The organism is Methylomonas lenta, assembly GCF_001644015.1.
Classification (GTDB): Bacteria; Pseudomonadota; Gammaproteobacteria; order Methylococcales; family Methylomonadaceae; genus Methylomonas; species Methylomonas lenta.
Window position 1 is genome coordinate 71993 of record NZ_LUUI01000077.1, and the last position, 22962, is coordinate 94954.

General features: G+C 47.3%; 16 protein-coding genes. 5 read left to right on the forward strand and 11 right to left on the reverse strand.

Annotated features, from left to right (window positions below; genetic code table 11):
• Nucleotides 1-12: 12 nt before the first annotated feature.
• The 3 genes from lepA to smc form a co-directional block, all read right to left on the reverse strand.
• Nucleotides 13-1812, reverse strand: a complete 1800-nt coding sequence (gene lepA / locus A1359_RS05455) for a translation elongation factor 4 (RefSeq protein WP_066979159.1) — start codon at nucleotides 1810-1812, stop codon at nucleotides 13-15.
• Nucleotides 1813-1880: 68 nt separating this feature from the next.
• Nucleotides 1881-2573, reverse strand: a complete 693-nt coding sequence (locus A1359_RS05460; RefSeq protein WP_066979162.1) for a cell division protein ZipA C-terminal FtsZ-binding domain-containing protein — start codon at nucleotides 2571-2573, stop codon at nucleotides 1881-1883.
• Complete coding sequence (gene smc, locus A1359_RS05465) at nucleotides 2573-6073, reverse strand: chromosome segregation protein SMC (protein ID WP_066979165.1); 3501 nt, start codon at nucleotides 6071-6073, stop codon at nucleotides 2573-2575. Before smc ends, A1359_RS05460 begins: the two co-directional genes overlap by 1 nt.
• Nucleotides 6074-6337: 264 nt before the next feature.
• Here smc and A1359_RS05470 point away from each other — a divergent pair, with 264 nt between their 5' ends.
• The gene (locus tag A1359_RS05470) at nucleotides 6338-7465 is read left to right on the forward strand and encodes an aminotransferase class V-fold PLP-dependent enzyme (protein ID WP_066979167.1); all 1128 of its coding nucleotides are present in this window, start codon (nucleotides 6338-6340) and stop codon (nucleotides 7463-7465) included.
• Between the two features lie 152 nt (nucleotides 7466-7617).
• On the opposite strand, the gene rpsI is transcribed toward A1359_RS05470, so the two are convergent.
• The 8 genes from rpsI to def form a co-directional block, all read right to left on the reverse strand.
• On the reverse strand, nucleotides 7618-8007 hold the full coding sequence (rpsI, locus tag A1359_RS05475; protein WP_066979169.1) for a 30S ribosomal protein S9: 390 nt from the start codon (nucleotides 8005-8007) through the stop codon (nucleotides 7618-7620).
• Between the two features lie 3 nt (nucleotides 8008-8010).
• A complete protein-coding gene (gene rplM, locus A1359_RS05480; protein WP_066979173.1) occupies nucleotides 8011-8451 on the reverse strand; it encodes a 50S ribosomal protein L13 in 441 nt (146 codons plus the stop codon).
• 78 nt (nucleotides 8452-8529) lie between these two features.
• On the reverse strand, nucleotides 8530-9891 hold the full coding sequence (locus tag A1359_RS05485) for a sigma-54-dependent transcriptional regulator (RefSeq protein WP_066979177.1): 1362 nt from the start codon (nucleotides 9889-9891) through the stop codon (nucleotides 8530-8532).
• Entirely contained in the window at nucleotides 9888-12044 is a 2157-nt protein-coding gene (locus A1359_RS05490; RefSeq protein WP_066979180.1) for a sensor histidine kinase, read from the reverse strand. The genes A1359_RS05485 and A1359_RS05490 overlap by 4 nt, the downstream gene beginning before the upstream one ends.
• Nucleotides 12026-12505, reverse strand: a complete 480-nt coding sequence (locus tag A1359_RS05495) for a DUF4390 domain-containing protein (protein ID WP_232322129.1) — start codon at nucleotides 12503-12505, stop codon at nucleotides 12026-12028. The genes A1359_RS05490 and A1359_RS05495 overlap by 19 nt, the downstream gene beginning before the upstream one ends.
• A 58-nt stretch (nucleotides 12506-12563) precedes the next feature.
• Nucleotides 12564-13856: a 16S rRNA (cytosine(967)-C(5))-methyltransferase RsmB gene (gene rsmB / locus A1359_RS05500; protein ID WP_066979190.1), complete on the reverse strand. Its 1293-nt coding sequence runs from the start codon at nucleotides 13854-13856 to the stop codon at nucleotides 12564-12566.
• Complete coding sequence (gene fmt / locus A1359_RS05505; RefSeq protein WP_066979193.1) at nucleotides 13853-14779, reverse strand: methionyl-tRNA formyltransferase; 927 nt, start codon at nucleotides 14777-14779, stop codon at nucleotides 13853-13855. The genes rsmB and fmt overlap by 4 nt, the downstream gene beginning before the upstream one ends.
• An 8-nt stretch (nucleotides 14780-14787) precedes the next feature.
• Nucleotides 14788-15294, reverse strand: a complete 507-nt coding sequence (def, locus tag A1359_RS05510; RefSeq protein WP_066979196.1) for a peptide deformylase — start codon at nucleotides 15292-15294, stop codon at nucleotides 14788-14790.
• Between the two features lie 223 nt (nucleotides 15295-15517).
• On the opposite strand from def, the gene gap reads away from it, so the two are divergent.
• The 4 genes from gap to A1359_RS05530 all read left to right on the forward strand — a co-directional run bounded on the left by gap (nucleotide 15518) and on the right by A1359_RS05530 (nucleotide 22868).
• Nucleotides 15518-16531 (forward strand): type I glyceraldehyde-3-phosphate dehydrogenase, encoded by a 1014-nt coding sequence (gap, locus tag A1359_RS05515; RefSeq protein WP_066979199.1) that lies wholly within the window; start codon nucleotides 15518-15520, stop codon nucleotides 16529-16531.
• 8 nt (nucleotides 16532-16539) lie between these two features.
• Complete coding sequence (gene pyk / locus A1359_RS05520; RefSeq protein ID WP_066979202.1) at nucleotides 16540-17973, forward strand: pyruvate kinase; 1434 nt, start codon at nucleotides 16540-16542, stop codon at nucleotides 17971-17973.
• A 125-nt stretch (nucleotides 17974-18098) separates the two neighbouring features.
• Entirely contained in the window at nucleotides 18099-18755 is a 657-nt protein-coding gene (locus tag A1359_RS05525) for a TMEM165/GDT1 family protein (RefSeq protein WP_066979204.1), read from the forward strand.
• A 21-nt stretch (nucleotides 18756-18776) separates the two neighbouring features.
• On the forward strand, nucleotides 18777-22868 hold the full coding sequence (locus tag A1359_RS05530) for an EAL domain-containing protein (RefSeq protein WP_066979207.1): 4092 nt from the start codon (nucleotides 18777-18779) through the stop codon (nucleotides 22866-22868).
• The last annotated feature ends 94 nt before the right edge of the window (nucleotides 22869-22962 follow it).

The following is a 22962-nucleotide window of genomic DNA, read 5'->3' on the forward strand; positions in this document are numbered from 1 at the left end:
AATTAACTGCCGTTATTCTTTATTAACCTGCAAAACCGCCAGAAACGCTTCCTGCGGAATCTCAATACTACCTACCTGCTTCATACGCTTTTTACCGGCCTTTTGTTTTTCCAGTAGCTTTTTCTTGCGGGTAATGTCGCCGCCATAACATTTGGCGGTGACATTTTTCCGCATGGCTTTCACGGTGGAGCGGGCGATAACTTTAGAGCCAATAGCCGCCTGTATTGCCACTTCATACATCTGACGCGGGATCAGATCTTTCATTTTATCAACCAGATCACGGCCACGGTTTAGGCTCAGATCTCGATGCACAATTATCGACAAAGCGTCGACTTTATCGCCATTAATCAGCACATCCAGCTTCACCAGCGGCGCCGGATCGAAGCGCAGAAACTCATAATCAAACGAGGCATAACCACGACTGACTGATTTCAAACGATCGAAGAAATCCAACACGACTTCGCTCATTGGCAACTCATAGCTTAATGACACTTGGGCGCCAACGTATTGCATGTTTTTTTGCGTGCCACGCTTTTCTATGCACAGATTAATCACGCTACCGAGATAAGTCTGCGGCACCAAAATGTTGGCTAAAATGATGGGTTCGCGAACTTCGGTTATGCTGCCGGCATCCGGTAATTTAGCCGGATTATCCACCATCAATATCTCGCCGTTATGCGTTTCGACTTCGTAAACCACCGTCGGGGCCGTTGTGATTAGATCGATATTGTATTCACGCTCCAGTCGCTCCTGCACAATTTCCATATGCAGCATGCCCAAGAAACCGCAGCGAAAACCAAAGCCCAAGGCTTGTGAGCTTTCCGCCTCGAAATTTAACGCCGAATCGTTCAGCCTTAATTTATCCAAAGCCTCACGCATGTCGCCGAAATCATCGGAGCTAACCGGATACAAGCCGGCAAATACTCGCGGCTGCACTTTTTCAAAGCCGGGTAGGGCTTCAGTCGCAGGATTGTCCGTGGCAGTAATGGTATCACCCACAGGTGCACCGAAAATATCCTTGATGCCGGCAATCATAAAGCCGACTTCGCCGGTATTTAACTGCTGTTTCTCAAATTGTTTTGGGGTGTAAACGCCGAGTTTTTCCACCAGAAAGGACTTGCCGGTGGACATCACTGTGATTTTTTGTTTTTTGCGCAGACCGCCGTTGATAATCCGCACCAGAGAGACGACGCCTAGATAATTATCAAACCACGAATCGATAATAAGTGCCTGCAAAGGTTTGTTCTGGTCACCACTAGGTGCAGGCACTTTCTGTATCAATTGTTCAAGTACGGCTTCGACACCGATACCGGTTTTAGCGCTAATTTTTAAGGCTTCATCTGCGGGTATGCCGATGACATCCTCGATTTCAGCCATCACTCGCTCAGGCTCGGCGGAAGGTAAATCGATTTTGTTTAAAACCGGCACGACCTCCAGGCCTTGTTCTAGCGCGGTATAGCAATTGGCTACGCTTTGCGCTTCCACACCTTGCGCCGCATCGACTACCAGTAAAGCGCCTTCGCAAGCGGCCAACGATCGCGAAACCTCGTAGGAAAAATCTACGTGGCCGGGCGTGTCGATGAAATTGAGCTGATAGACTTCGCCATCGTTAGCTTTGTAATCAAGCGTGACGCTTTGTGCTTTGATGGTGATGCCGCGTTCACGTTCCAGATCCATGGAATCAAGTACTTGCGCCTCCATTTCCCTGGCGCTTAATCCCCCGCAAATTTGTATGAACCGATCTGCCAATGTCGATTTACCATGATCGATATGGGCAATGATAGAGAAATTTCTAATGTTTTTTTGATCCACTTACTGACTACTAATATTAACTTGAGAAGAGGGCTGTTTCGCCCTCGCCAGGAATTGACGGATGCTTGCTAATGAGCCAGCATTTGTCGGAATTGAGCAATGGTTTCGGCTGTTAAAGGTTGTCTTTGATTGTCCCAGACCACCCCATCCAGCTCCGTAGCCAGAGTATCAATGGTTTCTATGAAATCATCGAATACGACCAATGGCTTATCGAGTTCACGCGGCTGCATATAAAACACGATGCCAGGGCAATAAAACTCTTCCAGTTGCGTGTCGGGGAATGTGCCGGGATCTATCATGCTGGCAACCGCAAAATCAACCAGGCGATTATGGTCGATACGCTCAAACACTTTAACACTGCCATAGATCAAGCCCACCCTTTCGAAGGCATCGAATAAATCTTCGCCATTAAAGCCTTCATCTGCACGGGCCACAATGCTGAATTCAATCAACGCGGGTAACGCTGTTTTGGATTGAGTTTTGGAGGCTGCTTGAGGCGACTCTTTGTGGGTCGGCTTGATAGATTCTTCATCCAGTAGGGCGTCGCCGTCAACCGGTTCGCGCATCGGAAAAATATCCATTTCATCATCGTCGTCGTCGACTTCAAAGTCATCGCTGCCTAAGCCATACTCGGAATCGTCAAAGTAATCGTCAACTTCGCGGCGTTCACGCAACGATTTAAAAAAATGCCACAACAGCATGCTGATCATCACCAACATGCCGATTAAAATAATCACGACTCTTAATAATTCTTTATCCATTAGCTTTCCGCCATGCTTACTGCTTCTTCAATATCAACTGCCACCATTCTGGATACCCCAGGTTCTCTCATGGTAACACCTGCCAAATGTTTTGCAATTTCCATTGTGACTTTGTTATGTGAAATGTATAAAAATTGTACGCTAGCGGACATATCCTCCACCATTTTGGAGAATCTCACCACGTTGGCGTCGTCCAACGGCGCGTCCACTTCGTCCAATAGACAAAATGGTGCTGGATTCAATTCAAAAATTGAAAAAACCAAGGCTACCGCAGTTAATGCCTTTTCACCACCAGACAATAGATGTATTGAGCTGTTTCGCTTGCCGGGCGGCTGCGCAATGATATTAACACCAGCTTCTAGTACATCCTGTTCGGTCAGCTCCAAATAAGCCCGGCCGCCGCCAAATAAACGCGGAAACTTTTCTTGTAAGCCACTGTTGATCTTGTCAAATGTCTCCTTGAAGCGCTGACGACTTTCTTTGTCGATTTTACTGATCGCTTGATCCAAAGTATTCAAAGCAGCTATCAAATCGTCATGTTGCTCATTCAGGAACTTCAGGCGTTCGGATTGAGTTTTATATTCTTCGATCGCCGTTAGGTTAATCGAACCCAGCTTATCGATTTGATCACTTAAATCATCTAGTCTGTTTTTCCAGACCGATTCTTTGGCATCTGCAGACAGATTTAGCAAAATGGCCTCGGGATCAGTATCGACTTCAGTTAATTGTTCTGCAATGGTTTGTTGTCGTACCCGGCTATCCTGCTGCTCAAAACGCACATTATCCAGTGCTTCTTTTTGTTTTTCCAAATCACGCTGGGTTTGCGAATAAAGGTTAGCTAATTGAGTGACGCTTTGTTCGCTAGCCTGTTGTGCTTGTCGTTCACTGGTCAGGCTGGCTTCAAATTGCTGCTTTTGCGCCAGTAATTGTTCCAGCTGCATTTTTTCGTCATCCAGCGGTGACAAGCTGAATTCTAATTTATTTTCCAGTTCGTTAATACGGTCTGCTGATTGTTGATGCTGTAATTGCAGGCGTTCAATTTGTTTGGCGGTTAATCCTTCTGATGCTTTTAACGACTCGATTTGTGCATGTAAGCGCTGCAAATGTTGCCGAGCCTCATTCACAGACGCATCGGTGTTTTGTTGCTGAGACTGGATTTGCTGGCTCAAATGTTCCAGCTGCAGCTTTTTATCGCCCAATTCTCCCAGTGCCAGCTCGGCATCCTGCTTGATCAATTCAGCTTCGGAAATATTCTCGGTATTTTCAGTAAAGTGTTGGCCGAGTTCGTCTATTTCGTGATCAAGTTGTTGTAAGCGGCGTTTTTGCTGTTCAAGTCTTGCCGAATACGCGCTGTGTTCAGCGCTTTTAGCTGAATATTCGGCGCTGAGTAATTTTTCTTTTTGTTGATATTGTTCGCGGTTGGTTTCAGCTATTTTCAGCGCTTGCTCAGCATTATCCAATTGCAGTTCATCTTCGGAAATCAACATTTGCAATTCATTTTGCCGCAGCTTTAATTCGCGTAACTCCTTTTCCCGATGTAATACGCCGGCTTTGCTATCGCTGCCGCGACTGATTTTAATCCAGTTTTTGCCCAGCCATGTGCCGTCAGTCAACACCACTGATTCATGGTCAGCCAATGCCATTTGTCGGGCTTGCGTCATGGATTCGGCGCAATAAATGCCGCTTAGCAGGCTGGATAAATCCCAGCGACTGTGTAGCTTGCTAACCAGGCTGACTGTTTCGGTTGCGGGCTGATCCTCAGCTGGTTGCGTTTCAAATACAATCAGCGATTGTTTGGTCAACTCCTGTAACTCACCGAGTAGTGTTTCTGCGCTATCCACACAAATGGCTTCCAGATAACTGCCCAATACTGTTTCCACTGCGGTTTCCCAGTCTTCGTCAGCATCCAGAAATTCTGCCAGACGAGGTTGTTGCTCCAAGCCGACCTGTTCCAGCCAGCTAGTCAGTTCTTTTTTATCTTTGCCCATGGCATGCTGCTGTAATAATTCCAGCGAACTGATTTTGCCGTTAACCCGTTGCAGTTCGGCGCGATGCAGGTTTAGTTGTTCGTGTGTGCGTTTAATGGCTGGTCGCAGCTCGCTAATTTTTTGTAATACAGCTTCCAATTGTTGCTGTAATTGTGCGCGTTCGGTTTCGATTAGCTCAATGCTGCTTTCCAGGGTTTCCAGTTCCAGCTGTAATTGGGTGTCGACCAGGCTGTCGCGCTCAGTGTGTAATTTATCCAGTCTTGCCTGTAATTGTCGATTTTGATTTTCCAGTTGTATTAATTTGGTACGCTGCACTTCGGCTTGTTCACGATAGCCGGCATTTTCATTTAAAAAGGCTTCCCATTGCTGTTGCCAATGTTGCTTTTGCAAATGAGCATCTTGTTGGATACCCAGCAAATCTTCCTCGCGCTCCTTGGCGACCATCATTGTTTCTTCAGCTTCCATCAAGGTCTGGCGAATTTCTTCCAGTTGTTGTCGATCCAGCTCACAATCGGTCTGAGCTTGCTCGGCCTGTTGTTTTAAGCGCTGGATTTCGATCAGAGTCTCTTCATGGCTTTTTTCGCTATGCTTGATGGCTTGCTCCAGGCGGCTCACCTCGCCGACCACCGCATAATACTCAGCTTGCGTAGTATCCAAATGTTGCTGCTGATTTTTTTGCTCGCCACGCTTGAGTTCCATGGACTTTTCGGTATCGCGCAGCAATACGAACAAGCGATTATGTTCTTCGGCAATACCTTGCAACTTATTTTCCAATTGTTGCGCGGAACGTTGGAAACTTTGCCAGCGCATAGCCAATAATTCTTGTTTGGTTTGGCGTTCCTGCTTTTTTAGCGTGGTGTATTTTTCGGCCTTTTCTGCCTGCTTGGCCAGATTTTTGATTTGCTTTTCCACTTCATCACGCAAATCATCCAAACGCTCTAAATTTTCCCGGGTATGTCGCATGCGGGTTTCAGTTTCCGAGCGTCGTTCCTTGTATTTGGAGATGCCGGCGGCTTCTTCGATATGCACTCGCAAGTCATCTGGTTTGGCTTCCACCATGCGGGATATGGTGCCTTGCTCAATAATGGCATAACTGCGTGAACCCAATCCGGTGCCCAAAAAGAGATCGGTAATATCCTTGCGTCGACACTTGGAGCCATTTAGCATAAACAGTGACTGACCATCACGGCTAACCTGGCGCTTGATCGAGATGGTGTTGTATTGAGCGTACTCGCCACCTGCCTTGCCTTCGTTGTTATCAAACACCAGCTCTACCGATGCCATGCTGACCGGCTTGCGGCCCGAGGAGCCATTAAAGATGACATCGGCCATATTGCCGCCGCGCAAATGCTTGGCTGAGCTTTCGCCCATTACCCAGCGTACGGCGTCGATAATGTTGGATTTGCCGCAACCATTAGGCCCAACAATAGCGGTCAGATTGCCGCTAATCGGTATCGTGGTAGGATCGACAAAAGATTTGAAACCCGAAAGTTTAATTTTTTCCAGCTTCATGACTGGCTAGGTACGCTCAAGACTGTTTACAAAGCCGGCTATTATCGACGAAAAGCCGAATAATTTGGAATGCATTTTGTTTAGATAATCTTATCGGTCAAACAATCTGTAATTTTCTAGCCTGTGGCGATGTTCTGGGCGAGCGACAAGGCAGCTATAAACAAGGCATACTAAGGCTGTTCGGTATTCAGCGACTGGCCTTTTAAGTGTTCGTGCTTTTCAGGTGTACTGTATTTTCTAATCTACTTTTTTCGAATTAACGCTATGAAACATGCTGATTTCACCCTGACTGATGATTTGATTTATCTCAATCATGCAGCCGTAGCGCCCTGGCCTAAACGAACCGCTGCGGCAGTGATTGCGTTTGCCGAACAAAACAGTCGATATGGGTCGCACTTTTATCTGGATTGGATAAAGAAAGAGGCCGAATTACGCCAGCAATTAAAGGTCTTGATAAACGCACCCAGTGTTGACGATATAGCGCTGGTGAAAAATACCTCGGAAGCCTTGTCTTTTGTGGCTTACGGTTTGCCTTGGCAAGAGGGGGATAACATAGTTTCCAGTAATGAAGAATTTCCTTCCAACCGATTGGCTTGGCAATCACTCGCCAATCAAGGCGTGGAATTTCGTCAAGCCGATCTGAGTAGTAGCAAAACGCCGGAAGAGGCATTGTTTGCATTAGTAGATAGCCATACCCGTTTGCTCACCATCAGTTCGATACAATTTGCCTCCGGATTGCGGCTGGATTTGGAGCGGATTGGTGCGTTCTGTAAAAAGTATGGCATCTTATTTTGTATCGACGCGATTCAAAGTTTGGGGGCAGTGCAATTTGATGTGCAAGCATATAACGCAGACTTTGTCATGGCTGACGGTCATAAATGGATGTTTGGTCCGGAAGGTTTGGGGCTGTTTTATGCTAAGCCTGAGGCTAGAGACAAGCTAAAGCTAACTCAATACGGCTGGCACATGATGAAAGACACGCATAATTACGAAAACCTGCCTTGGGAAGTTCATCCCGGTGCCCGGCGCTTCGAGTGTGGTAGCTCCAATACGCTGGGTATTCATGCCTTGTCGGCCAGTTTGTCTTTGTTGTTGGAGGTGGGTATGGAGATAATCGAATCCAGGGTTATTGAGCGCAGCGATTATCTAAAAGCGGTTATCTCTGCCAATCAACAGCTTATATTATTGTCTAATCAAAAAAGCCAGCTAAAGTCCGGCATTGTTATTTTTAAGCATAAAAGTATAGCTAACGAGATTTTATACCAGCATTTGCAGCAAAATGGTGTGGTTTGCGCCATGCGTGGTGGCGGTATTCGTTTTTCACCGCATTTTTATAATTCCCTTGCAGAAATTGAGCGGGCAGTGGTTTTGGCTGCTGAGCTGGATCTATAGCCAGTCTATGATTTAATTCGCCGCTACTGCTTTTCAGTGTTGTGCTGCAGCATCTGGTTTTACAAGCAAAGAAAGCCGGGCAGATAATGCTGAATGTCAGGTATAAAAAAAGCCGCTTTAAGAGCGGCTTTTTGCTTCCCGAAGGAGCGCGATTAACGTTTTGAGTATTGAGGACGTTTTCTGGCTTTGTGCAAGCCAACTTTTTTCCGTTCAACTTCGCGAGAATCGCGAGTAACGTAACCTGCTTTTCTTAATGATGGTCTTAATGTTTCGTCGAAAACCATAAGCGCACGAGTCAAACCGTGACGAATAGCGCCAGCTTGGCCTGATGGGCCGCCGCCGCAAACGATGATATTGATATCAAAGTCGTTGGTTTTTTCCAGTAACTCCAGAGGTTGTCTGGCAATCATTTCGTCGGTTTTGCGGCCGAAATATTGTTCAATAGGTTGCTTGTTGATGGTGAACTTGCCTGAACCTATTGTGGCGTACACGCGAGCAATTGCGCTTTTGCGACGACCTGTTCCGTAGTATTGAGCTGCCATAAACTATCTACCTGCTGAAAATTCTAGAACTTTAGGCTGTTGAGCTTGATGACCGTGCTCAGAACCTGCGTAAACTTTTAATTTTTTGAACATGGCGCGTCCTAATGGGTTTTTAGGTAGCATGCCTTGTACGGCGGTGGTAATGATGCGATCAGGAAAGGTTTGTCTCAGCTTGCCCAAAGAAGTCGACTTCATGTTGCCGACATAACCAGTATGACGGTAGTACATTTTGTCTTTTTCTTTGTTGCCTGTAACGCCAACTTTCTCTGCATTAATGACGATGATGTAATCACCGGTATCAACGTGTGGTGTGTATTCGGGTTTGTGTTTGCCGCGAAGACGTCGTGCAATTTCAGTAGCAAGGCGACCAAGTGTCTTTCCTTCTGCATCAATCACGTACCAATCGCGCTTAACTTCTGCGGGCTTTGCACTAAATGTTTTCATCTTTGCTTCTTAATTCTGTTGAGACTATGTATAAAGAACGGGGATTCTACTTAAAGTAGCTGCTGACTTCAAGTTGTTTTAGAGTTTAATTTTTAATGAGTGCAGTTTTCGATAAAGGTGTGTGCGCTCCATGCCTATAGCTACCGCGAGTTTAGCGACGCTACCGCCATTTTTTTCGAAATGATATTCCAGATAAGATTTCTCAAAATGATCGCGGGCTTCTTTCAAAGGCAGGTTAAAAAACTCCGGAACGTTAGAACCTAGTTTGGGTTGTTCGGCGATGGAGCCCAGTGCGGTTTTGGCTTCATCCAGTTCGATGTCATCGCCCGCGCCTAAAATCATCAAGCGTTGCACCAGATTGCGCAACTCGCGCACATTGCCCGGCCAGCTGTAGTTACGCAAGTAGTTCTGCGAGGCCATTGAGAAGCGGCGGAACGGCAGCTTCTCGTGCGCTACAAAATGATCGATGTAAAAATTCAGCAAGCCAGGTACGTCTTCACTATGATCACGTAAAGGCTGGACCTCTAGCTTGACTTCATTTAGCAGATAATACAAATCCTGACGGAAGCGACCGCTATTGACCTCTTCATCCAGTGCCATGCGGGTGGATGCAACCACGCGCACATCCACGCGCACCGCTTGGCTGCCGCCCACTCTTAAAAAAGAACTGGATTCCAGTGCGCTGAGTAATCGAGCCTGGGTTTCAGGATCCATGCCGCCGATTTCGCCCAGAAACAAAGTCCCGCGATGTGCTTGTTCTAGCAAGCCGCGATAAATCCTGCCATTGTCTTCACGACCGAAAAATTCCACCGCCGCGTTTTCAGGAGAAATACTGCCGACCGAAACATCAACAAATGGACCTTCCCGACGTGGGCTGTTGTTGTGCAAATAGCGGGCAAACATTTCCTTGCCAACGCCGGCTTCACCGACAAACAGCACCCGCGTGTCGTGCTGCGCCAAGCGCTTAACTTTGTCTTTGGTGCGCTCCACACCGGCACTTTTGCCGACCGGGTCCACGCCTATCATTAATTGTTGTTTTAATCCGGCATTTTCTCGTTGCAACGAACTGGTTTCCAGCGCGCGTTCAACAATGAGCAATAATTTAGCTAGCGATAATGGTTTTTCCAGAAAATCATAGGCGCCGAGCCGAGTTGCCTCTACGGCCGACTCTACCGAGCCATGACCCGACATCATGATCACCGGGCATAAACTTTGATCTTCGGCGACCCATTCTCGCAGCAAAGTGATGCCATCGCAGTCCGGCATCCAAATATCCAGCAAAATCAGATGCGGCGAGCGTTGGCTTTTTAAGCGTTTGGCTTCTGTGGCGTTTTCGGCCATGGCTACTTCATAGCCTTCATCCTCTAAGATTTCCGAAACCAACTGACGAATATCCTGCTCGTCGTCGACTACCAGTATGTAAGGCGCTTGATTATTCATTGACTATTTCCAAATTCGAAGACCGGCAGCTGGATTACAAACCCAGCACCAGCATTATAAGACGTATCCACCCAAATCACGCCGCCATGTTCTTCGACTATCTTTTTAACAATCGCTAGACCGAGACCTGTACCTTTGGTTTTGGTGGTGACATAGGGTTCAAAAATGGTTTCAATTTGGTCGGTATGTAGACCACTACCATTATCATAAATGCCTAATTCGGCATATTCGGCATTATTTTTTATCACTTTATTGATCTTGATGCTGACCTGGCATTGCGCAGCAGTCGCTTCCTGCGCATTCTTGAGCAGATTATGCAGCACCTGACGAATACTAACCGGATCGGCTTCGATAATCACGCGATCAGAGGCAAACGCAGAATTAAACGTAATTCCGGATGGCTGATACAACGATTGCATTTCATGTATCAAATCGATCAGGTTGATTCTTTCCACTTGCTTTTTGGATGGGCGGGCGTATTCGGCAAAGTCATCCACCATGCGCTTCATGGCTTCTACTTGTTGCACGATGGTGCGGGTGCTGCGTTGCAGGAACTCGGCGGAACTGTCCTCTAATTCTTTGGCCAGTTTGTGTTGTAAGCGTTCGGCGGAAAGCTGAATAGGGGTTAGCGGGTTTTTAATTTCATGTGCCAATCGGCGTGCGACTTCGCCCCAGGCTGCATTTTTTTGTGCTTGAATCAGATCGGTGACATCGTCAAATACTACAACAGCGCCCATGCGGTTGCCATTTTGCAAAAACAAGGGGGTGCCGCGGCAAAGTAATTCCTGCCGGCCGTTGGGTCCCAGAAATACGATGCGCTGTTCCCAGATATCATCCGCTTTTTCAAGTAGATGCTGTATTGCTTCCAGTAATTCGGCCAGTTCGTTGTGTTGGCTGGCCAGATGCGGCAGGGTTTGGCTGACGAAATGGCTGACTGGAATATGCAGAATCCGATAAGCGGCCTGGTTGGCGGTGCGTATGTGAAACGAAGCATCGAAACTGATAACGCCCGCAGTGAGATTGGAAAGTATGGTTTCCAGATAAGCCCGCTGGTTTTCAACTTCCAAGCCGGCCGCGCGGGTTTCATCGCTGGAGCGTGCGATGCGTTTGGTCATTTGATTGAACGATTCTACCAAAAAGCCCAAGTCGTCCTGGCTCATCACCGGCAGTTGCTGTTTGTAATCGCCCTCGGCTACAGCCTTGGTGCCCTTGACCAGCTCTTTTACCGGCGCGACGATGTTTCGGATGCTGATAAAAGCAACCCAGATGGCCGCTAATAAACTTAGCAACAAAACCAGCAGCAGAATCAAGGAAAAGCTGGTTTTTAGAGAATTGCGCAGAAAAGTCATTTCCTGATAGCGAATGAAGGCAAATTCTATCGAATCCGCCAAGTCAGTCATTCGTACAGGAACAGGGTAGAGCACTTGTAAAAACTGATTTTGGTCTCGATCGATAGGCAATATGATACGCACCATCATTCCGTCGCTGTCACCCGGAGCAAATGCAAAGTATTCCTTGTTTTGCTTGAGTTGCAGCCAGATTTGTTCGTCAGGCAAATGTGGCAGGATATCGCTGGGATTGACGCTACTGGAAGCGATAACACGACCCTGGCTGGAAAAAGCTGCAATTTCGGTGGCACCGGATTCAGCCCAAAGTGATCCAATTTCCAGCGCTATCAGGGTATCGGACTTGTTTTCCAGTTGTGTGGCAATTTGGCGGGTTTGTTTGATGTGCCAGTTCATGCGTTGTGTGAGTGAGGATTGGCTGAGCTCTAAGGCATCGTCCATGGCGCGATCAATTTCGACGTTAAACCAGCTGTCGATACCTTGATGCAGAAACTGCACAGAAAAATAGAACACGATTGCAGCCGGTGCCAATGCCAGCAACACAAACAACGACACCATGCGGGTGGTCAGGCGTGAGCCGGCTGCCTTTTTATTGAGTTCTCGTACCAAGGAATAGGTGTTGACGATAACCAGTGCCAGCAGGGTAATCGAACCCAGGGTGTTGATTACCAGCAGCCAGGAGTGCATTTGGCTTAATTCAGAGGACTCTTGGGTCGAACTGCTCATCAATTGCAGTGAGAGCAGAATAAAGCCAAATAAGATGAATATGGAGGCGCTAGCCGGAAGCTTTATTTTTGAATAGGCCATAAGTACCAGTTACTGGAGAGGAACCACTGGGCATCCAGGTAGGAAAAAGGCCGCAGCGGAACCGGTAGTGATTCCCGGTCAAACTGACATTTGACTGCCAGCTTGTAGTGCTGGCCGGTCTGCAGCAGGTCGGCAGGAATCGGCTTGGTAAAGTTTGGGGTCGACATGAACCTAAATGCGGCGTTCAGCGTTAAAAACATTTCACTTTCATTATTTGGAGTCAGTACTTCGTATTGATTCAATAATGCATGGAACTGCAATTGATAAGGCAGAGCCTGTTTGTATATTGTGCTGTCCCAAAACGAGCCGATTTGGCGAATTTCCAGCCGGACTATCCAGGTTAATGGCACGCCTTTATGCAGGGCTTCCTTGGCGGTAGGGCTCAATTCATAGTCAATTTTGGCTTGAACGCTAAAGTTGTGGTCGTTAGCAATTAATTTTGCATGGCGAATTTGAGCCACAAATGACTCGGCAACACTCAGCGTGGGCCATAGTAGCAGGCAGATTAACAAATAGCTTTTAAATGTGCTTGCCAAGCTTGGCATAATAAAAGCCGTCCATTTGTAATTCACCGGTGAGAATTTGACGGCCGTGCGTTCTGGCTATACCCCAGTCGGCAGCAAGCGATAGTTCAACCGCATCGCTGTGATTGCCTAAAAATGCGGCAATTTGCTGTTCGTTTTCCTGTTTTAAAATAGAGCAAGTGGCGTAGAGCAGAATGCCGCCGGGCGCGAGTAAGCTCCAGGCAGTGTTAAGAATTTTGGCTTGCAGGATTTGCAAAGCTTCGATGTCGCTTTCTCGGCGTAATAGTTTGATATCCGGGTGACGGCGTATGACGCCTAATCCAGAGCAAGGCGCATCCAGCAGGATGCGATCAAATAATTTGCCTTCAGCCCAGGCTGGGTCGCTGGCATCGGCTGTTTGAGTGTCCGCCTGTAATTGCAAACGGCTTAAATTATCTTTGACCCGCTGCAGACGAGTAGGGTCAACATCAATTGCTAACAAAGAGGCTAAGTCGGGTTGCTGTTCCAGAATGGCAGCGGTTTTTCCGCCCGGCGCCGCACATAAATCCAGTACACGATGACCGGGTTTTACATCCAGTAAGCCGCTGGCAAGTTGTGCGGCGACATCCTGCACGGAAACCAGACCTTCGCTAAAGCCGGGTAATTGATCGACATTCAGCGCCAGGTCCAAAATTAGCGCAGAGGGGCAATGGCTGACCATGCGTGCACTAATGTCCAGTTGTTCCAAGCGTTGCAGATACGCTTCCCGGCTACCTTTTAAAGCATTGACGCGCAGTGCCATTGGGGCGGGTTGGTTATTGGCGGCCAAAATGTCCGCGGCTTGTTCCGGCCAACTGGTTTGGATGGCATGAATCATCCAGTGGGGGTGATTCAGTTCGGCTTGCTGATCGTCTAGGCAGGCGGCTTGCAAGGCTTCAGCGTCGCGTAAATAACCTCTGAGAATGGCGTTGACCAGTGATTTGGCCCAGGGTTTATGTCGGGTGGCGGCTACGGTTTCCGAAACAGCGGCATGCTGCTTTACGCGCATGTGCTGCAATTGATACAAGCCAACAAGTAATAAAGCTTGAATATCTCCATCTTTGGATTTAAGCGGTTTATCCAGCAATTTTTGCAGCATGAAATCCAGTGCAAAATAATGTCGGATGACGCCGTAACACAGGGCTTGCACAAAAGCCCGGTCTTGATGATCTTTGAGTTTAGGCAGCTGATTATCCAGTGCTGCTGTCAATGAGTAGCCATCGCTGATGACGCGCGACAGAATTTGGGCCGCACAGCCGCGTAAATTCATAAACCTAACTTCTCGCCATCGGCAGCCTGAGCATTCAAAAAATCTTTACCGGCAATACGTTTGCCACCGGGTAATTGCACTTCCAGCAGGCGGATGACACCAGCGCCGGTGGCGACATCCAGAGCCTGGTCGGCGCAACTGATGGTGCCGGGCGGCAACGAGCTGGTTTTATCGGTTAAGGCGCAATTCCAGACTCGCAACACCTCGCCTTTAAAAGAGGTTTGCGCGACCGGCCAGGCATTTAAGCCGCGAATTTTGCGATCCAGTTGGATGGCGGAATCTGTCCAGTCCAGTACTGCCTCGTGCTTTTCCAGCTTATGCGCATAACTTACCAGGGTTTCATCTTGTGCCTCAGCGATTACAGTACCAGCTTGAAATTGATCAACTACTTTCAGCAAACTGGTTGCGCCCATTTGCGCCAATTGATCATGCAAACTGCTGGAAGTGTCGGTGGCTGTAATGGGGCATTCATCTTTTAATAACATGTCGCCGGCATCGAGTTTTTTTACCACTTTCATAATGGTAATGCCGGTTTTGTCGTCGCCAGCCATTAAGGCTCGATGAATCGGAGCTGCCCCGCGCCAGCGTGGTAACAAAGAGCCGTGCACGTTGATGCATGCCAGACGTGGAATGTCGATCACTGCTTGTGGCAAAATCAGGCCATAAGCAATCACTATCAGCAAATCGGCGTTTAAGGCTGCTAATTCTGAAATGGTAGTGGAGTCTTTGAAATTTTCCGGCTGGTAAACCGGAATGTCATGAGCGAGCGCCAATTGCTTGATCGGGCTGGCTGTCAGCTTGCGACCGCGACCGGCTGGCCGGTCCGGCTGGGTATAAACTGCGCACACTTCATGTTCAGAATCCAGCAAGGCTTGTAATGTGGGCACGGCAAACTCCGGCGTGCCGGCAAAAACGATTTTCATGGGGTTCCTTAGTGGCCTTGCTGTTTGTGAATTTTTTCCAGCTTGGCTTTGATGCGGTTGCGTTTGAAGGCCGATAAATAATCCACAAAAAGTTTGCCTTGTAGGTGATCCATTTCGTGTTGAATGCAAACTGCCAGTAAATCGTCAGCCTCCATTTCAAAACTTTCGCCGTCACGGTTTAAGGCTTTGATTTTAATTTGTTCGGCACGGCTGACAGTTTCGAAAAAGCCGGGTACCGAGAGACAGCCTTCTTCGGACTCTTCAACGCCGATTGTTTTAATAATTTCAGGGTTGATCAGGCATATCGGCTCGTTTTTATCTTCACTGATGTCCATCACAATCACCCTTTTATGGACATTAACTTGCGTGGCTGCCAGTCCCACGCCTTTGGCAGCGTACATGGTTTCCAGCATGTCGTCGACCAGGGTTTTGATGTCGGTATCGACTACGGCGACTTCCTGCGCTACGGTACGCAACCGTTTATCAGGAAATTCCAGAATCGTTAAAATACTCACCCGCTACTCCACTCACTAAACTTAATAGCGGAATTCTATCCGGTTTTGCATAAATTCGGAACCGCCAGGAAGGTTGATCGACTTTGGTAAGGTGTCAAAGAAATTTAATTCCAGCAATCTGGACGCTTTCCGGCGCATTTTGTTACAATCTAGGCTATTTTTGACGCCACCCGTGTCAATTTGCTTTACCCTTGTCTTTCACTCTCATTCCGGAGAACACTCTATGGCAATTAAAGTTGCAATTAACGGTTATGGTCGTATCGGTCGCAATGTCATGCGCGCGTTGTACGAATCAGGTCGCACCAACGAAATTCAAATCGTTGCTATCAATGATTTGGGCGATTCTAAAACCAATGCACATTTGACCAAATACGATACCGTACACGGCAAATTCCCTTTCGATGTGTCTGTTGATGGTGACTACATTGTCATTAACGGTGACAAAATTCGTGTTTTAGCCGAAAGAGATCCAGCAAAACTGCCTTGGGCTGAATTGGGCGTGGACGTGGTACATGAATGTACCGGTTTCTTCGCTAGCAAAGCCAAAGCTTCTGCGCATATTGCGGCCGGTGCTAAAAAAGTCATTATTTCTGCACCAGGCGGTGCCGATGTTGATGCAACTATTGTGTACGGCGTTAATCACCAATCTTTGAAAGCGTCTGATACTGTTATTTCTAATGCGTCTTGCACCACCAACTGTTTGGCGCCTTTAGTTAAACCTTTGATCGATACTATTGGTATCGAACACGGTTTAATGACCACTATTCACTCGTACACCAACGATCAAGTATTGACCGACGTCTATCACAGTGATTTACACCGTGCCCGTTCTGCCACTCAATCCATGATTCCAACCAAAACCGGTGCCGCTGCTGCGGTAGGTTTGGTATTGCCCGAAATGAAAGGCAAACTGGACGGTTTCGCCATGCGTGTGCCGACCATCAACGTGTCTGTCGTTGACTTATGCTTCCAGGCTTCACGTGATACCACTAAAGAAGAAATCGACAGCATTTTGAAAGAAGCGTCTGCAGGTTACTTGAAAGGCATTTTAGCCATCAATGAAGAACCATTAGTATCCATAGACTTCAACCATAACCCGCATTCTTCAATTTACGAATTGGGTTTGACCAAAGTCACTGGTGGCAACTTCGTTAAAGTATTGTCCTGGTATGACAACGAGTGGGGTTTCTCAAACCGTATGCTTGATACCACTGTTGCTCTGTTCAACGCTAAATAAGGATTTTCATGCTGTTACGAAGAACAAAAATCCTGGCTACGCTGGGACCCGCTACGGACAAACCCGGTGTACTTGAGGAATTGTTCCTGGCCGGTGTCGATGTTGTCAGAATGAACTTTTCACACGGTGCGGCGCAAGATCATATTGATCGTGCCAACCGTGTGCGAGCCATCAGCAAACAAACGGGTCGTCGGGTTGGTATTTTGGCCGACTTGCAAGGGCCTAAAATCCGTATCGAACGCTTCAAAGAAAACAAGGTTTACTTGGAAGAAGGTCAAGATTTTTCGCTTGATATCAATCTAGGTAAACTGGATGGAGACAACACCCAAGTCGGGATTAGTTACAAGCCTTTGGCTCGGGAAGTAAAGCCCGGTACCCGTTTGTTGCTTGATGATGGTCGCGTAGTATTGGATGTGGTGAATGTCATCGACGAAACCCGTGTCAACTGTACAGTTGTGGTTGGCGGCGATTTGTCTAACAACAAAGGTATCAATTTGTTGGGTGGCGGTTTATCTGCTGCGGCTTTGACTGACAAGGACAAGGAAGATATTAAAACCGTTGCCATAATCAATGCCGATTACGTGGCGATTTCCTTTCCACGTACTGCAGATGACATGCATGAAGCGCGCGCGTTGTTGGCAGCGGAAGGCTGTAATGCCGGCTTGGTGGCAAAAATCGAGCGTGCTGAAGCCATGGAAGTGATCGATGAGATCATTTTAGCCTCTGATGCCATCATGGTGGCGCGGGGCGATTTGGGTGTGGAGATTGGTGATGCCAATTTGCCTGCTGCACAAAAAATGTTGATCAACCGTGCTCGTGAATTGAATCGCGCCGTCATTACCGCAACCCAGATGATGGAATCGATGATAGAAAATCCGATTCCTACGCGTGCTGAAGTATTCGACGTGGCTAATGCCATTGTCGATGGCACCGATGCGATTATGTTGTCTGCTGAAACGGCTTCGGGCAAACACCCGGTTAAAACCGTACAAGCGATGGTGCGGATTTGTCTGGAAACCGAAAAACAACCGAGTGTGATCAAGTCTATGCACCGGATGGCTGATAGTTTTGAGCGGGTTGACGAAGCGATTGCCATGTCGGCCATGTATATGGCTAATCACACCAAGTTAAACGGAATTGCGTCGTTGACCGAGACAGGTTCTACACCATTGTGTATGTCGCGGATTAACTCCAATATACCTATTTATGCTTTTAGTAATGAAGAACGTACTTTGGGGCGGGTGACCTTGTATAAAGGTGTATTTCCGATCCATTTCACCCATGAAAAGATGAACTCTGAAGGCGTCAGCAAAAACATCGTTGAAAAACTGCTTTTGCGTGGCGTGGTGAAAACGGGTGATTCATTGATTCTGACCAAAGGCGATTCAACCGGTCGTATTGGTGGCACCAATTCAATGAAAGTCATCAATGTAACTGAATAATCAGTATCAGTTGTATTGTTATGATAAGGAGGTGTCGTGCAAACGACACCTCCTTTTTTGTGTCTGAGTTCTTGTATTTACTGACTGCTTACATAAAGCGTTCACTTTTAACATAATATTAGTCTATGAACACATTGGTAAATTTCATTGATTATCTAAATAACCTAAGCCTTTCCCAAGTCGCAACAACTTCTGCTACCAGCTTTGTGCTGATAGCGGCAGCGGAAATTGGTGATAAAAGTCAGTTGGTCTGTATGAGCTTGGCCGCAAGACATCGCGCAACACCCGTTATCTGGGGGGCGATTACGGCATTTGCTTTATTAAACACCTTAGCTGTGGTATTTGGAGCTGCAATAGCTGACTGGTTGCCGGATTATTTGGTCGCCGCTAGTGTGGCGATATTATTTGCCAGCTTTGGTTTACATGCTTTGCTCAATCATACTGATGAGGATGATGACGGAGAAGTTGTAGAAAAAAGTGGGCATAATATTTTCTTTACGACGTTTTTATTGATTATCGTGGCTGAATTTGGTGATAAAACCCAGTTGGCAGTCGTAGCGTTTAGCAGTACCGCAGAGCCGTTGGCCGTCTGGTTGGGTGCGACCTTGGCGTTGAGTTTTACTTCGGGCTTGGGCGTTTGGGCTGGACGTACGGTTTTGCAGCGAATACCCATGCAGTTGCTGCATAAAATCAGTGGCTTGCTTTTCCTGGCTTTAGCGGCAGTTGCTGCTTATCAAGCCTATACTTCCGCACAGGCAGCAGCCTGGTGGCCGCAGTTTTAATGACTCCGTAAGCTGATAACTATGACTTTTCCGCATTACCGCTGGCAAGACCTATCCAGCATGTTGCTGATGGCAACCGTTTATGCTCTGCTGGCGAAACTGATGCTGAGCTATTTTTCTGTGGCTGGTAACGTGACCCTGATATGGTTTCCGGGTGGTATAGCACTGTCAGCGTTGCTGCTAAAGGGTTTGCGGTTGTGGCCAGGGGTTTTTGTCGGTGCTTTTGCGGCCGGTTTGTTGGTGGATGATGGGATTTGGCTGTGTTTTGTTACCGCCCTAGGCAATACCTTGGAGTCGGTGTTGGCGGCCTGGTTACTCAATCGGAGTCACCGGTTTAGTTTGGATTTAGCCAAACCGGAGCATTTGCGCACACTGACACTGGTCGGCGCATTTTGTAGCGTTATCAGTGTCACATGCGGCCCGGTTGCCATGGGTTTTCAAGGGCTGTTTCCAGTGCAGGCTTTACCGCAAGTGATGTTGCATTGGTGGATGGCCGATGCGTTTGGCATTATTACCCTCACACCAGTGATATTGATCTGGCGACATTGGCCCTCAGGGTGGTTTCAAGGTAAGCGTGGCTTTGAAGCGCTAGGCTTTATTGGCTTGACCGTGTTTGTCGCTCTACTGGTGTTTCTGGATGTTTTGCAAAAACAATTAGCTGATTTACCTCGCACGTACTGGATGTTTGCCTTTTTGTTTTGGGGGGCGATGCGTTTTGGTCGGCATGGTGTGCAGTTCGTGGTGATTCTAACTGCCTCAACAGCATTGCTGGGGGCGGCGGCAGGTAAAGGCGTTTTTGCTGATGATTTTGAAATTAGTGGCTTGTTGAATTTTTGGCTATTTCAAAGTCTGTTTTCCTGGATAGGCAGTGTACTGGCCTTGACTTTGCACGACTTGCGAGAGGCGGATAGTTTTTTACGCAGTAGTGAGCGGCGTTTGGAAGCCATTATTAGCGCTTCACCAGTGGCGTATGTGCTAAATGACGATCAATTCAATATCACTCTACTGAATCCGGCATTTATCAAGACTTTTGGCTACACACTGGCAGATATTTCCACCCTGGCGGACTGGTGGAAAACAGCCTACCCAGATCCTGAATATCGCCGCTGGGTCGAAACCCGCTGGCTTCAGCAATTGGATCAGGCCAAACAAACCGGGCAAGCTTTTCAATCATTCGAGATGGATGTTCATTGTAAAAATGGCGACATCAAACACGTATTGGTGGGCGCTGTGCCACTGGAAGGCATCTGTAGTGGAGAGCATTTGGTGATTATGCTGGATTTAACCGAACAATACCACGCCAATAAAATCTTAATTGATACTAATATTTTACTGCAAACCATTCTGGAGACGCTGCCGTTACGGGTGTTCTGGAAAGATCAACAATCACGTTATTTAGGTGCAAATCAATTATTTGCGCAAGATGCCGGACTTGACTCGGTGGCCGAACTACTGGGTAAAAATGACTTTCAGTTGAGCTGGAGTCAGCAGGCTACGTTATGCCAGGCTGATGATCTGCAGGTTATGCAATCGGGTGTTAGTCGCTTGGCTTACGAGGAACTGCGAACCAGGCCGACGGGCGAAGAAATCTGGCTGCGCGTGTCTAAATTACCTCTGCGCAACAGTGAACAACAAATTATTGGCGTGATGGGGGTATATGAAGACATTACCATGCGCAAGCGGCTGGATGATCAATTGTTGTGGCGCACTACTTTTATGGAAACCTTGCTTGATTCTTCCCCGGATGGCGTTTTAGTAGTGGATGCTGAAGGCAATAAGCTTATTCAAAATCAGCGGGTTTCCGAGTTGTGGGGTATTCCTGTCGAGATAGCAGGCCAATCTGATGATGGCGTACAGCTTGAATTTGTAAAGCAAAAACTCAAAAATCCCGAGCAGTTTTTGCAGCAAGTTACCCGCTATTACAATGATCCTACGCTGACGGGGTGTGATGAAATCGAATTAATTGATGGGGTGGTTTTAGAACGCTATACCGGGCCGGTACGCGATAGGTTGGGGCAATATTATGGCCGTATCTGGCATTTTACTGATGTTACCGAAGCGCGGCGGGCACAAAAGGCATTATTGCAGAAGCAATATTACCAACGCGCTTTGCTGGATAACTTTCCGTTTTTAGTCTGGTTAAAAGATAAAAATTGCCGTTATCTGGCGGCAAATCGTGTGTTTACCGAACAGTTGGGTATTAGTGTTGATCAGGTTATTGGCAAAACCGACTTTGATATCTTTCCGATTGATTTAGCCCAAAGATACCAAGTAGATGATAGAGCTGTGATGGACAGCAAACAGCATATGCACGTCGAAGAAAAAATGCAGCTTAACGGCGAATGCAGATGGGTAGAAACTCACAAATCGCCTTTACTGGATGATCAAAATCAGGTGTTGGGCTCGGTCGGTTTTGCCCGTGATATTAGCCAGCGCAAAGAGACGGAAGAAGCTTTAAAGTTGTCAGCGCTGGTATTTGAAAACAGCAGCGAAGCCATGCTGGTGACAGATGCCGATAACAAGATTCTGAATGTCAACGCCGCATTTACTCATATGACAGGCTATACGGCCGAAGATGTGCTAGGCAAAGATCCGAAAATGCTCAGCGCAGGTGAACATGATCCTGCGTTTTATCAGGCTATGTGGCAGTCTATTAATGCCACTGGTACTTGGCATGGTGAACTCAAAAACCGTCGTAAATCCGGAGAAGTCTATATCGAAGAGACCTTCATCAATACTATTTATGACGATGATAAGCAGCCGCAGCGGCGGGTTGCACTGTTTTCCGATATTACCCAACGTAAACAAACAGAAGAACAAATTTGGCGGCATGCTAATTTTGATCCATTAACAGGTTTGTTGAATCGGCGTATGGTTCGAGAGCGCATCGAGCAGGAGATTAAAATATCTCATCGCATGCAGCAACGCTTTTGCTTGATGATCATTGATCTTGATCACTTTAAAGAGGTGAATGACACCTTGGGTCATGAAATGGGCGATGAGTTGTTACAACAAGCCGCCCAGCGGTTGCTGTCGTGCGTACGCGAATCGGATGTGGTAGCCCGGCTTGGCGGCGATGAATTTACCATCCTCCTGAATGAAATCGACAGCGTCAATAGCCCTGAACGGGCAGCCAAAGAATTGGTGAATCAGTTGAGTCAGCCGTTTACATTAGGCGACGAGCAAGTCTATGTATCCGCCAGCATTGGCATTACCTTATACCCTGAAGATGGTCAGGAATTGAGTCAATTGCTCAGAAATGCCGATCAGGCTATGTATGCGGCGAAAAGCCAGGGTAGGAATTGTTACAGCTTTTTTACCCAGTCCATGCAGATCGCTTTGTCTACTCGGGCGGCGATGATTAATGATTTGCGCGGCGCTTTAGCAAAACAAGAGTTTAAGTTGGTCTATCAGCCGATAGTAGAACTTGCTAACGGCAAGATTTACAAGGCGGAAGCTTTGCTGCGTTGGCTACACCCACAACGTGGATTGGTTAGTCCGGCCGAATTTGTGCCGCTAGCCGAAGAATCTGGTCTGATCAATGAAATTGGTGATTGGGTGTTTCATACCGCTGCTGCGCAAGTGGGCCTCTGGCGCAAAACCCTGCATACGGATTTTCAAATTAGCATCAACAAATCGCCATTGCAGTTTTTAGATGCTAGACATAATCCTGCGGACTGGATAAGTTTTTTGCAGTCTGCAGGATTACCCGGTCAAGCCATCGTGGTGGAAATTACCGAAGGCTTGTTACTGGAAGCCAGTCAGAGAACCGCCGAGCAATTGCTGGTGTTTCGAGATGCTGGGGTGCAGGTCGCTATCGATGATTTTGGGACTGGCTATTCTGCACTGTCTTACTTGAAGAAATTTGATATCGACTATTTAAAAATCGACCAATCTTTTGTTTGCAATCTGAGTGCCGAGTCCAGTGATTTTGTGTTATGTGAGGCCATTATCGTGATGGCGCATAAGTTGGGTCTGAAGGTGATTGCCGAAGGTGTGGAAACCGAGTTGCAGCGTGATTTGCTGGCGTCGGTGGCTTGCGACTATGCTCAAGGTTATTTGTTTGCCAAGCCGATGCCGGCAGAAGAATTTGAAGCTCAATGGAGATCATAGGCTTAGGAATATGCATGGAATATCATATGCAAGAATCCTGTGTAGGTGCGGATTTATCCGCACAGTGCGAATAAATTCGCACCCACAGCTGACG

Coding starts and splice junctions, on each gene's coding strand:
- A1359_RS05460 (WP_066979162.1), bottom strand. CDS start 2,573: ATGGATAAAGAATTATTAAGAGTCGTGATTATTTTAATCGGCATGTTG.
- smc (WP_066979165.1), bottom strand. CDS start 6,073: ATGAAGCTGGAAAAAATTAAACTTTCGGGTTTCAAATCTTTTGTCGAT.
- A1359_RS05470 (WP_066979167.1), top strand. CDS start 6,338: ATGAAACATGCTGATTTCACCCTGACTGATGATTTGATTTATCTCAAT.
- rpsI (WP_066979169.1), bottom strand. CDS start 8,007: ATGGCAGCTCAATACTACGGAACAGGTCGTCGCAAAAGCGCAATTGCT.
- rplM (WP_066979173.1), bottom strand. CDS start 8,451: ATGAAAACATTTAGTGCAAAGCCCGCAGAAGTTAAGCGCGATTGGTAC.
- A1359_RS05485 (WP_066979177.1), bottom strand. CDS start 9,891: ATGAATAATCAAGCGCCTTACATACTGGTAGTCGACGACGAGCAGGAT.
- A1359_RS05490 (WP_066979180.1), bottom strand. CDS start 12,044: ATGGCCTATTCAAAAATAAAGCTTCCGGCTAGCGCCTCCATATTCATC.
- rsmB (WP_066979190.1), bottom strand. CDS start 13,856: ATGAATTTACGCGGCTGTGCGGCCCAAATTCTGTCGCGCGTCATCAGC.
- fmt (WP_066979193.1), bottom strand. CDS start 14,779: ATGAAAATCGTTTTTGCCGGCACGCCGGAGTTTGCCGTGCCCACATTA.
- gap (WP_066979199.1), top strand. CDS start 15,518: ATGGCAATTAAAGTTGCAATTAACGGTTATGGTCGTATCGGTCGCAAT.
- pyk (WP_066979202.1), top strand. CDS start 16,540: ATGCTGTTACGAAGAACAAAAATCCTGGCTACGCTGGGACCCGCTACG.
- A1359_RS05525 (WP_066979204.1), top strand. CDS start 18,099: ATGAACACATTGGTAAATTTCATTGATTATCTAAATAACCTAAGCCTT.
- A1359_RS05530 (WP_066979207.1), top strand. CDS start 18,777: ATGACTTTTCCGCATTACCGCTGGCAAGACCTATCCAGCATGTTGCTG.